The organism is Streptomyces sp. McG3 (assembly GCF_018619185.1).
GTDB lineage: Bacteria > Actinomycetota > Actinomycetes > Streptomycetales > Streptomycetaceae > Streptomyces.
This window is the reverse complement of the sequence record NZ_JAAXYC010000252.1, coordinates 1-12,062: the sequence shown is the minus strand read 5'-3', so window position 1 is coordinate 12,062 and position 12,062 is coordinate 1. Positions and strand designations below refer to the sequence as shown.

Here is a 12,062-nt window from a genome sequence, read left to right as displayed (position 1 = left end):
CCTCACCGCGCCCCGGGCCCCCGGCCCCGAGGACCAACGGCCCCTCACCGTCCTGGTCTCCGGGGCCCCCGGCATCGGCAAGTCGGCGCTCGCCCAGCACGTCGCCCGGCTCGTCCGGGACGACTTCCCGGCCGGGCGGTTACTCGTCCGGATGACCCGCGCGGACGGCGAACCCCGCACGGTCGACGAGGTGGCCGCCGAAGTGGCCGCCGCGCTCGGGGAGTCGGGCGAGGGGCGGGCCCTGCTGATCCTCGACGACGTGGTCGAAGCCGATCAGGTGCGGCCCCTGCTCGCGCCGGGCGCGGGAGTCCTGGGGGCGCCTGCGGGAGGCGCGGGAGCGGGGGCCTCCGCCGTCGTGCCGGACCTCGCCGTCGTGGTCACCAGCCGGATGGGGCTCGGCGGGCTCATCGCGACGCACGGCGGCTGGGTGCAGCGCCTGTCCGCCTTCACCGAGGCCGAGTCGTACGCCCTGCTGCTGGCCGCCCTGGGAGCCGAGCGGGTCGAGGCCGAACCGGGCGCCGCCCGTCGACTGGCCGCCCTGTGCGGCCACTTCCCCGCCGCCCTGCGCATCCTCACCGCCCGGCTGCTGACCCGGCCGGGGCTGCGGCTCGCCGACGCCGTCGACTGGCTGGGTGAGGACCCGCTCGCCCGGCTCACCCTGACCGACTCCCCGGACCTCTCGGTCACCGGACTCTTCGACCGGGCGCTCGGCCGGCTCGACCCCCGGCTGTCGGAGGCCTTCGAGCGCCTCGCCCAGGGCCCGCCGGAGCTGCTCGCCGACCGGGACCGGGGTCCCGAGGACGAGGGAGGCGTTCCCGAAGCCGTACGGGAGCGGCTCGCCGACGCCGGACTGCTGGAGGACGGCCCGCCGGGCCCGTACCGCATCCACGACCTGCTCCGCGCCCACGTACGAAGAACCGCCCGGATCCGCGACCGCCGCACAGAGAAGGTGTGATCCCCATGGCCGAGAGCGCCGCACCCACCGCACCCGCCACGCCCCCCTCGACGACCGCACCCGCGTCGTCCCCCTCGACGACCGCGTTCGACGCGCTCGCCGGGACCCGGCCGCGCATCCGGCGCGACGTGCTGTTCACCGAGACCCCCGGCGGGGTGCTGTTCCACAACGCCGACGGCGGCTTCCATCTCACCGGCCGCACCGCCTACCGCTTCGCCTCCCTCGTCGTCCCGCACCTCACCGGGCAGCACCGGCTGGCCGAACTCTGCGCCGGGTTCGGCCCCGCGCAGCGGGCGATGGCCGCCGAGCTGGTCAAGACGCTGTACGCGCGCGGCTTCGCCCGCGACGTCCCCGAGCCCGCCACCGCCGGGGACACCCTCGACGAGGTGACCGCCGAACGGTTCGCCGCGCAGATCGCCTACGTCGACCACTACGCCGACGACGCCCCCGCCCGCTTCGCCCGCTACCGGGCCACCCGCGTCGCCGTCCTCGGCGACGACGAGACGGCCCGCTGGTGCGCGCTGAGCCTGGTGCGCAACGGCTGCGCGAGCATCGGGACCGTCACGGCAGCGGACGGCGCGGCGGCCTCACGGGACAACGCGGCTTCGCGGGACGGCGCACCCCCGCAGGATGGCATCGCTTCGCGGGACGTCGCGGCCGAGGCCGCCGCCAACGGGGCGCGCGTCGGGACCATCACCGCCGGGACGGACGCGGGGTGGGCCGACCTGGACGGCTACGACGTCGTCGTGGTCACCGGCGCGGACGCCGGGGCGCGCACCCACCGGCTCCTGGCCGCCGGGGTGCCCGAGGGCGTGACCCTGGTCCCCGCCTGGCTGTTCGGCCGCCGCCTGGTCGTCGGCCCGCTCTCCACGGCCCGCTCCACCGGCTGCTGGTCCTGCGCCCTCCTGCGGCTGAGCGGCAACGTCGACCCCGGCACCGCCGCCGAGCTGTGGAGCGAGGCTGCCGGAGCCGTACCGGCCGACGGGGCGGCCCTGTCCGGCCCGGTCGCCGCGATGGTCGGCAACCTCGTCGGCTACGAGATCTTCCGCCTGGCCACCGGCGCGCTGCCCGCCGAGACGGCCGGCCAGGTACTCGTCCAGGACCTGGAATCACTGGACGTGATGGCCGAACCGGTCCAGCCCCACCCCCGGTGCGCCCGCTGCACCGTGCTCGCCGCCGACGATCCCGCCGGCGCACCCGTCGGCGAACCCGCCGCGCTGCCCGGCACGCTCGCGGTGCCCGTCACCGCGACCGTGGAGACCGCCCGCGACGCGGAGGAACTGGTCGAGGAGCTGAACCGGATCAGCACCGTGCTGGTCCGCCCGTACACCGGGATCTTCCGCCGCTACGACGACGAGGAGCTGACCCAGACCCCGTTGAAGCTCAGCCGTGTCGAGGTGGCGCTCGGCGGCGGGACGAGCCGCCGGATCGCCGCGTTCGACGTGCACCACCTGGCCGGGGCGCGGACCCGGGCGCTGTACGCGGCGGCCGAGGCGTACGTCGAGCACGTCGTCCCCCTGGCGGGCGTCCGGAGCGATGAACCGGACGGCGGTGCGCGGGCGCTGCGGACCCTCGGACCCGACGCCCTGACGACCGGCGGCGGCACCGGGGCCGTGCCCGCCGCCTGGGCGGTCGCCACCTCGCTGATCGGCAAGGACCCGGTACGCGTCCCGGCCGCCGCCCTGCGCCCGTTCGGGCCGCACAACCACGACCGGGCGCACCTGGCGACCACCGCCGGCTCCGGGGCGGGCGGCAGCGCGGCGGAGGCGGCGGGCCGGGGGCTGCTGTCCGCGCTCGCCCACGACGCCCTGCGGCGCGCGGTGCGGGGCGCCACCCGGGTCGGCCCGACGGCGGTGGGCGGCGACGATCCGGAGCTGGTGTTCCTGCTGAAGTCCGCCGCCAACCTGGACATCGCCGTGGACCTCCTCGACCTGGGCGAGGCGGACCGCACCTCCGCCCACGTGGTGCTCGCCCGCGAGGCGAACGGGCGCTCCGCCCATCCCCGTTGGGCGGTCGGGGCCGGGTTGTCCCGGCGTTCGGCGGCCGCGTCCGCCCTGCGGGACCTGCTCGGTCAGGTGCAGCTCGCCGCCGAGGACCCGGGGGCGGCGGTCGACACCGGAGACCCGCTGGTGGCCGACCTGGCCCCGGGGGCGATCGCGGTGGGCGGGGAGTCCGTGGCGGCGGACGCGGCGGAGACCACGTTCGACGCGGTGCTGGAGGCACTGAGGTCCGCCGGCCGCGACGCCCTGTACGTGCCGACGACCCCGGCGGACCTGCGCTCCGCTTCCATCGCCACGGCCCGGGTGCTGCTCACGGTGGACGGCGAGGGCGGCACCGATGCCCGTTGAGACCGCGCCGGACACGGCCCGGGCGTCGGGCGCGGCGATGACCGCTGACACCGGGCCGGGCACACCGGTGCTGGGGGAGTCCACCCGGCTCCTCGCGGAGCTGCTGGGGGAGGCCCTCGCCCGCCACGGCGGGGCGGCGGCCACCACCCCGCTGGACGTCCGGCCCCTGGGCGTGCGCGACGCGTTCGCGGAGGACGGACCGGCGGGCCGGGCCGTCCCCGTGCGCTACTACGGGCGGCACGCCGTCGTCGGCCCCCTCCCGGCACCCGACGGCACCGCCCGACGCCCCTGCGCCCGCTGCCTGGAGCGCCGGTGGCAGGGCGTGCGGTCCGTCGCCCTGCGCGAGGCGCTGGAGCTCGGCTCCGGGACCCGGGCGGCGGGCCCGTCCCCGTACATCACCCCGTTCGCGGCCGAGGCTCTCGCCGGGGTCGTCGCCGCCCGCCTCAACGGCGGGGGACCGGCCACCGGCGCCTTCCCCGCCGTCCACCTCGTCGACCTCGACACCCTGGCCGTGCGCCACTACCCGCTCGTCCCCGACCCGGAGTGCCCCGCCTGCGGCCGGCCCGAGCCGGACAGCGACGAGGCGGCGGCCCTCACCCTGCGGCCCGCGCCCAAGCTGCGGCCCGGCGGCTTCCGGGTCCGGGACATCGAGGACTACGAACTGCCCGTCGAGCCGTACGCCAACCCCGTCTGCGGCTCGCTCGGCCCCTCCGTCGTCCAAGACGTCTCCTCCACATCCACCTCCGCCACCATCGGCTGCTTCTCCATGCGCTCGGGACCGTATCTGCGCGAGACGTTCTGGGGCGGGCACGCCGACACCTTCGCCGAGAGCGTGCGCATCGGGGTGCTGGAGGGCCTGGAGCGGTACGCGGGCATGCGGTCGCGCGCCAAACGCGCCCAGGTGCGTGCCAGCCTGCACGCGCTGCGCGCCGAGGGCCGGGCCGCCCTTGACCCACGCGTCAGCGGCCTCTACTCCGACGAATTCCACCGGGCCAACCCCCGCGTCCGGCCCTTCACCCCGGACCGGGAGATCCCCTGGGTGCGCGGCTGGTCGCTCCGCGACTCCCGTACCGTCCTGGTCCCCGAAGTGCTCACCTACTACCACGCGCCCGGCCTGGAGAACCGGTTCGTGCAGGAGAGCTCCAACGGCTGCGCGTCCGGCGGCGCCCTGGAGGAGGCCGCCTACTTCGGGCTGATGGAGGTCGTCGAACGGGACGCGTTCCTGCTCTCCTGGTACGGGCGGGCCGCGCTGCCCGAGATCGACCCGCGCACCAGCCGCCGCCGCGCCACCCGGGAGATGGTGGACCGGCTGGAGATGTACGGGTACGAGGCGCGGTTCTTCGACACCCGGATCTCCTTCCCGATCCCCGTCGTCACCGGCGTCGCCGTCCGCCCCGACGGCGGGCCCGGCCGGATGTGCTTCGGCGCGGGCGCCGGACTCGACCCGGAGGCGGCTCTCGCCGGGGCGCTCTGCGAGATCGCCACCGACGCCGTCAACCTCCAGAGCCGCACGGAGCGGGACGAGGACCGGCTGCGGGCCATGGCGACCGACTTCGCGAAGGTCGAGGCGCTGCACGACCACCCGCTGGCGTACGGGATCCCGGAGATGGGCGACCACGCGGACTTCCTGCTCGGCGCGCCGGGCAGCCCCCGCCCGCCGCTCCGCTCCCTCGACGACCTGTACGGGGACGGGCCCGGCGCGCGGCCGGTGCTCCCGGTCTCCGACGATCTGCGCGAGGACCTGCTGCGGTGCGTGGACACCGTCGCCGCCGCCGGGTTCGACGTGGTCGTCGTCGACCAGACCATGCCGGAACAGCGCGACCTGGGGCTGAGGACGGTGAGCGTGATCGTGCCCGGACTGCTGCCGATCGACTTCGGCTGGACCCGCCAGCGCGCCCTGCGCATGCCCCGGCTGCGCACCGCCCTGCGCGAGGCGGGGCTGCGGACGGCGGACCTCACCGACGCCGACCTCAACCCCGCCCCGCACCCGTTCCCATGACCGCCACTCCCCTTCACCCTCCTGCCGTGACCAAGGAGCTCGCCATGGGATACGCCCATGAATACGCCGCCGCGATCATGCACCGCGGCCGGGTCCCGATGGACCCCGCGGACTACGTACCGAACTGGCAGGACGGCCCCCGCAAGGCCAAGTTCCACCCGGGTGCGGACGGCTTCCCGCTGCCGGACGCCCCCTACCCGGCCGGGGCGACGCTCGATCGGGGCCTGTTCCCCGGAGGCGGGCCGGGGGAGGAGGAGTTCGACCTCGTCTCGCTCTCCGGCATGCTCCGCGACTCGTACGGCCTGACCGGCCGCCGCCTCGGCGTCCAGGCCAACACCGACCTGAACGCCCTGCCCTTCTACCCGCTGGCCAACTGGTCGCGCGGCTCCGCCTCCGGCGGCGGGCTGTACCCGGTCGGCATCCACTGGGTGTCCGGGCCGAGCGGCCCCGTACCGCCCGGCGTGCACTACTACTCCACCCGCCACCACTCCATGCAGCGACTGCTCACGGGCGATGTCTCCGGCCGGGTCCGCGAGGCCCTGGGGGAGGGCGCTCCGGGGCCGGAGACCGATCAGTACCTGGTGCTCTCCATCAAGTACTGGCAGAACTCCTTCAAGTACAACAGCTTCTCCTTCCACGCCGTCTCCATGGACCTCGGGGCCTGCGTCCAGACCTGGCGGATGTGGGCGGCCGCCCGGGGCCTGGCCGTCGAGCCGGCCCTCTGGTTCGACGAGGAACGCCTCGCGGAACTCCTCGGGGTCGACCCGCAGGCGGAGGGAATCTTCGCCGTCGTCCCGCTCAAGTGGGCCGGCGGGCAGCCGACTTCGGTGCGGCGGGCCGCCGAGGCGCCCGTCTCCGTGCGCCGCAGGGACGTCGAGCGCTCGCGTACCGTGCTCACCTTCGACGCGCTGCTCCGCATGCAGGCGGCCACCTCGGCCGACGCCGCCGCCCGGCCTGCCCCCGGGGCGCTGGCCCCGGCCGCCGCGCACCCCGTCGACCCGGCGCTCGTGGAGGTCGCGCTGCCGCCCGCCCGGCCGCTGGACGCCGACGTGCGCACCGCCCTGCGCGCACGCCGCAGCAGCTTCGGCCGGTTCGACGCCCAGCGGCCGGTCACCGCCGACCAGTTGGCCGTCTGCCTGGCCGCGGCCTCGGCCGGATCGCGGATCGGCGGCGACACGGGTGACGTCCGGCTGGCACGGCTGTACGCGTTCGTGAACCACGTCGAGGGCGTCGAGCCCGGCTCGTACGCCTACGACCCCGAGCGGCGGAGCCTGCGACGGGTGAAGGAGGGGCGGCCGGGAGAGTTCCTCCAGCGGAACTACTTCCTCTCCAACTACAACCTGGAGCAGGCCGGTGCCGTCCTGGTGCCGACCGTCCGCACCACCGCCGTCCTCGACGCGGTCGGGGACCGGGGATACCGGCTGGTCAACGCCACCATCGGGGCCGTCGCCCAGTCCGTCTACACCGCCGCCGCGGCCGTCGGTCTCGGCTGCGGCGTCGCCCTCGGCTTCGACAACATCTCCTACATCGAGGAGCTGGGTCTCGAAGGGACGGGCGAGGCGCCCCTGCTGATCATGATGGTCGGCAACGAACGCCCCGCCCCCGCCGACTTCCGCTACGAGATCGCCTGAACGGGGGCCGACGATGACCGACACCGCTGAGACCGCCGAGACCGCCGAGACCACCGGGACCGCCGGCACGGACGAAGCCGACGCTGCCAACTACCCGTCCCCGCGACCCGCGTTCATGCTGCGCGTCGCCGGGCTCCCCGTCGACGACGTCCGGACCCTGCGCTGCCCCGACAGCCGCCGCTGGGCCGACGACGTCCTCGACACCACCGAGCAACTGGCGCTGCTGGCCGGGAAGGCCGCCGATCAGCTGCACGGGCTGATCGGCGGCAGCGACGACGAACCGCTGCGCCGCGCCCTGCTGAAGCTGCGCCGGGACGTCTTCAACAACCGGCTGCCGGACCCCTCGGCCGCCGAGGACGCCCTCGCCCGGGTGGGCGCCCTCGACCCGGCCGCCGCCCGGGCCCTCGCCGACTGGCTGACCGGCCGCCGCGCCCTCGCCGGGAAGCGGGACGCGGGGGCCGGTCTGCTGGCCGCCGAGACCGGCCGCAGCCGCACCGAACTGGCCCGGCTCGCCGGTCACGAGCGCCTGCGCAAGGGGCTGCTGCTCGCCTCGCCGACCCTGGACGCCCAGCTCGACGCCTACCGGCACCAGGCGTCCCGGGCCGGGGCGCGGCCCGACCGCAAACAGCGCAAGATCGAACGCTCGCTGCTCTCCTACGTCTACCGCACCGCCTGCAAGACCAGCCCCTTCTCCACCTTCACCGCCGTCGCCCCCGGGGTGTTCGGCGGCTGTGACGGGCTGCGCGTCCGGGTCGACGAGGAATGGCGGACGCAGGTCCGGCTCAACGTCGTGGCGCTGGGCCGGCTCGCCGACGCGGTGATCGCCGACCCGGTCCGCCGCGCCGATCTGCCCCTCGCCCTCGCCTCCGGCTGGGGGCGCGACGACGACCGGGTCCGCTACGTCCGGCGGTGGGTCACCGCGGGGGACGACGACACCGCCGTCACCTTCGACGCGGTGAAGGACCGGCTGTTCTTCCTGCGCCGCAGCGGCACCCTGGAACGGCTGCTCGGTCTGTTCGAGGAGCGCGGAACCCTCCGCTACGGCGAGCTGGCGGCCTGGCTGGAGCAGGACCGGGGAGCGGCGCGCGAGGAGTGCGAGCAGTACCTCGGGGCGCTCCTGGACGTCGGCATGGTCCAGGTGCCGTGCCTGCGGACCGAGGTCCACGACACGGACCCGCTCCGCGCCTTCCAGGACGCCCTGCGCGGCCTGGACCGCGCCTGGGCCGACCGGCTCGCGGACCGGCTGGGCGGACCCGCCGCCGACGCCGCACGCTTCGCCGACGCCGCCCCGGACGAGCGGCGCGCCCTGCTGGAATCCGTACGGGCCGGGCTGCGTGCCGTCCAGGAGGAGGAGCTGGGGGCCGGGCGCGCCAGGGTCCCGCAGACCCTGCTGTACGAGGACGCGGCGGCGGGGCCCCGCCGTGCGGCCGGCACCGGTGTCGCGCTGGACCCCGACGCGTGGGAGGAGCTGGCCGCGGGTCCGCTGGCGGCGGTGGAGCGGGTCCTGCCCGCCTTCGACCTCACCCTCCCGCAGCGGATCACCTTCCAGGGCTTCTTCCTCGCCCGGTACGGACGCGGCGGGCGCTGCGACGACCTGCTGAAACTGGTCCACGACTTCCACGAGGACTTCTTCGACCAGTACATGACGTTCACCGCCTCCCGCGCCCCGTACGACGCCGACGGGACCTACGTCCCCGAGGTCAACTGGCTGGGCCTGGAGAGGCTGCGCTCCCTCGACACCGCCCGGCGCACCTTCACCGCCCGGATGACCGCGCTGTGGGAGGCGGCGGGACCGGGGGCGGCCGAAGTGCGCCTCGACGACGCGTTCCTGAACGCCGTGGCCAGTGAACTGGAGGGCCTGGAAGCAGACTTCACGCCGATGAGCCACCACGTCCAGATCGCCGACCGGCCCGGTGACCCACTCGTCGTCCTCAACCGCTCCTACGGCGGGGTGTCGTTCTCGTTCACCCGGTTCACCCAGCTCTTCGACGGCCTCGGCGAACGGCTCCTCGCGGACACCGACGCCCTCGTCCCCGACGGGGCCGTCCTGGCCGAGGTCACCGGCGGCCCGGTCACCAGCAACCTCAACCTGCACGCCAGACTGACCCCGTACGAGATCGTCTGCCCCGGCGAACGCGGCACGCTGGAGGCGGAGTTCAGGATCGCGCTCGACGACCTGTACCTCGTTCACGACCCCGTCGCCGACCGGCTGGCCCTGCGCTCGGTCCGTCTGGACCGCGAGGTGATCCCCGTCTACCTCGGCTACCTCGTCCCCCTTGCCCTGCCCGAGCTGCCCCGTACCCTGCTCCTCCTCTCCCCGACCTCGATGGCCCCCCTCAACGTGTGGGCGGGCGTCCCCGAGGGCGAGCCGCGCGGCGGGGTCACCGGGCGGCCCCGGGTGCGGCACGGCTCCCTCGTCCTGAGCCGGCGCAGCTGGAGCGCCCCGGCGACCGTCCTGCCGCCGCACCGGCCGGGCACACCGGAGGACGGCTGGTTCCTGGACTGGCACGCCTTCCGGCGCACCCACGGTCTGCCCGACCGGGTCTTCGCCACCGTGTCGGACACCGGGGCCCGCGGCGCGACCGGGGCCAAACCGCAGTACCTCGACTTCGACAGCCCGCTGTCCCTGTCCGCCTTCGAAGCCCTGGTCAAGTCCCCCGACGCCCGGGTGGTGTTCCGGGAGATGCTGCCCGACGAGGACACGCTGCCCACCGTCAGCGGCCACGGCCGCCATGTCGCCGAACTGGCCGTGGAGACGGCCGTACCCGTCCGCAGGAGGAGCACCTCATGACACCCCCCACCGCACCGGCCGCGACCACCACCGGGGCGTGGCAGGCCACCCACGTCTTCTACGCGGCCAACCCCCGCCCCTTCCTCCTGAACTGCGTCCGCCCGCTGGTCGCGGAGCTGGAGGCCGACGGGCTGCTCGCCGGGTACTTCTTCATCAACTACTGGCTGGAGGGCCCCCACGTACGGCTGCGCCTCAAGCCGTCCTCGCCCGCCGCCGAGCCGGAGGTGGCCCGCCGCACCGAAGAGGCCGTCGACGCGTTCCTGGCCGAGCGGCCCGCCCTGTACGAGGTCGACTCCGGGTTCCTCAACGACTTCTACAACACCCTCTTCGAGATCGAGTTCCCCGGCGGCGAGCGCGGCCACTACACCGACGAGCAGGGCCGGATGAACCTCCGCCCCAACAACTCCCGCCATCGCGAGCCGTACGAGCCGGAGTTCGGGAAGTACGGCGGGCCCGCCGGGATCGAGCTGGCCGAGTGGCACTTCCGGCACTCCAGCGACCTGGTGGTCGACGCCCTCGCCACCAAGAACCTCCACCTGCGCACCGTGCTGCTGGGCACGGCCGCCCAGTTCATGATGGTGATGTCCGCCACCTTCCTGCCGGACCGCGCGGAGCTGACCACGTACCTGGACGACTACTACGAGTTCTGGCACCGGGCGTTCCCCGGCACCGGGTTCATCGGCACCGACGAGTACGACACCAACTACGCCCGTACGGCGGACGGACTGCGGGACCGGTTCGCCCGGGTCAGGGCCGCCACCGCCCCGCCCGGGGGCGCCCGCTCGCTCCCCGGGTCGCTGGCCGGCTGGGCCGAGCACTGCGCCGAACTGCGCGACCGGGCCCGGAAGCTGGCCGAGGACGGGGACCTGGTCTTCCGGTCCTGGGACGGCGAGCGGGACGAGCGGGTCACCGACCCCGCCGTGGCGCTGCCGCTGCTGCTCTCCCCGTACCTGCACATGACGAACAACCGGCTGCACGTCACCATCCGCGACGAGGCCTACCTCAGCCACGTCCTGGGCCGGGTCCTCAAGGAGTCCGCGTGAGCGCGGTCCCCGGGGCGCTCACCTCCTACCGGCCCGTGCTGCGGCCCCGCGTCCTGCTCAGCGACCCGCTGCTGGACGGGGCCGCCACCGTCCACCTGATCAAGGACGCCGAGAGCGGCAACTCCTTCAAGGTCGGGCCGAAGGAGCACTTCCTCATCGCGCGCATGGACGGGGAGCGGAGCCTGGGGGAGATCGGCGAGGAGTACGCCGGCGCGTACGGGCGGCGGCTGGGGGACGCCCACTGGCAGCGGCTCCTGGCCCTGCTGGGAGCGAAGGGGCTGCTGGCGGGCGCTCCCGCGCGTACGGCCGCTCCGGGCGCTCCCGCGCGTACGGCCGCTCCGGGCGCTCCCGCGCGTACGGCCGCTCCGGGGCCCCGAGCCCCTGGAGGTCCCGCGAGGACGACCGCCCCGGGGGTTCCCGCGATGACGGACGCCACGGGGGTTCCCGCCGCCGTGCCCGTCCCCGTACCGGAGAAGCGCACCCTCCTGCGCGGCTCCCTCCCCCTCGTCGCCGACGCCGACGCCACCACCGCCCGCCTCCACCGGGCGTTCGGCTTCCTCCTCGCGCCCCGGCTGCTGGTGCCCCTGCTGGTGCTGGTCCTCGCGATGGAGGCGGTCGTGGTCGCCCGCTCCGGCGAACTGCTGCTCGCCGTGCGGGAATTGCTCACCAACCCCGTCCTGCTGACCGGCACGGCGATCCTGCTCTGGGTGAGCACCGCCCTCCACGAGCTGGCGCACGGCGTGGTGGCCCGGCACTACGGCGGGCGGGTCGCAGAGATCGGGCTGCGGTGGCGGCTGCCCGCCGTGATCATGTACTGCACGGTCGACGACTACCTCTACCTCGGCACCCGTCGGCACCGCATCGCCACCGCCCTCGCCGGAGCGGTGATGAACCTGGTCTTCCTGCTCCCGTTCTGCGCGCTCTGGCTGTTCGCCCCGCTCGACGACGCGACGCACGACGCGTTCGCCGCCCTGCTGCTCCTCGGCAGCGTCCAGGCGTTCGCGATGCTCGTGCCGCTGCCGCCCCTGGACGGCTACCGGATCGCGGGCCAGCTCGCCGGAGCCACCGGCCTCGCCGCCTCGGCCGGCGTCTACCTCCGGCTCGCCCTGCGCCGCTCCCCGGAAGCCGCCGCCTACCCGCGCCGGGCCCGTATCGCCTACCCCGCCTACGCGGCGGTCACGGTGCTCGTTCTCGCCGGGACCGTGGCGGCGGTCGTCGCGGCCACCCACCATCTGCTGACGGCCTGATGTTCCCCCTCAAGGAGAGTTCCATGACGTCCACCGCCCCCCGCACCC

6 protein-coding genes and 1 pseudogene are annotated in these 12,062 nt (G+C 75.2%); all 7 read left to right on the top strand.

The features are described from left to right. Nucleotides 1-955, top strand: a pseudogene (locus tag HET64_RS29590) (AfsR family transcriptional regulator); the annotation flags it as partial. Nucleotides 956-960: 5 nt separating this feature from the next. Beyond that, nucleotides 961-3,303, top strand: a complete 2,343-nt coding sequence (locus tag HET64_RS29585; RefSeq protein ID WP_215110218.1) for a TOMM precursor leader peptide-binding protein — start codon at nucleotides 961-963, stop codon at nucleotides 3,301-3,303. Beyond that, nucleotides 3,293-5,302, top strand: coding sequence for a TOMM precursor leader peptide-binding protein (locus tag HET64_RS29580; protein ID WP_374105587.1), 2,010 nt, complete (start codon nucleotides 3,293-3,295; stop codon nucleotides 5,300-5,302). Before HET64_RS29585 ends, HET64_RS29580 begins: the two co-directional genes overlap by 11 nt. Nucleotides 5,303-5,346: 44 nt before the next feature. Then, nucleotides 5,347-6,933, top strand: a complete 1,587-nt coding sequence (locus HET64_RS29575) for a nitroreductase family protein (RefSeq protein ID WP_215110220.1) — start codon at nucleotides 5,347-5,349, stop codon at nucleotides 6,931-6,933. A 13-nt stretch (nucleotides 6,934-6,946) separates the two neighbouring features. Further along, nucleotides 6,947-9,724, top strand: coding sequence for a lantibiotic dehydratase (locus tag HET64_RS29570; RefSeq protein WP_374105586.1), 2,778 nt, complete (start codon nucleotides 6,947-6,949; stop codon nucleotides 9,722-9,724). Then, a complete protein-coding gene (locus tag HET64_RS29565) occupies nucleotides 9,721-10,767 on the top strand; it encodes a lantibiotic dehydratase C-terminal domain-containing protein (RefSeq protein WP_215110217.1) in 1,047 nt (348 codons plus the stop codon). Before HET64_RS29570 ends, HET64_RS29565 begins: the two co-directional genes overlap by 4 nt. Beyond that, nucleotides 10,764-12,014: a metalloprotease gene (locus tag HET64_RS29560; protein WP_215110216.1), complete on the top strand. Its 1,251-nt coding sequence runs from the start codon at nucleotides 10,764-10,766 to the stop codon at nucleotides 12,012-12,014. The genes HET64_RS29565 and HET64_RS29560 overlap by 4 nt, the downstream gene beginning before the upstream one ends. Nucleotides 12,015-12,062 lie beyond the last annotated feature (48 nt).

What these genes read in the sequence shown, in the direction of transcription:
- HET64_RS29585 (WP_215110218.1), top strand. Translation starts at nt 961, where the DNA reads ATGGCCGAGAGCGCCGCACCCACCGCACCCGCCACGCCCCCCTCGACG.
- HET64_RS29580 (WP_374105587.1), top strand. Translation starts at nt 3,293, where the DNA reads ATGCCCGTTGAGACCGCGCCGGACACGGCCCGGGCGTCGGGCGCGGCG.
- HET64_RS29575 (WP_215110220.1), top strand. Translation starts at nt 5,347, where the DNA reads ATGGGATACGCCCATGAATACGCCGCCGCGATCATGCACCGCGGCCGG.
- HET64_RS29570 (WP_374105586.1), top strand. Translation starts at nt 6,947, where the DNA reads ATGACCGACACCGCTGAGACCGCCGAGACCGCCGAGACCACCGGGACC.
- HET64_RS29565 (WP_215110217.1), top strand. Translation starts at nt 9,721, where the DNA reads ATGACACCCCCCACCGCACCGGCCGCGACCACCACCGGGGCGTGGCAG.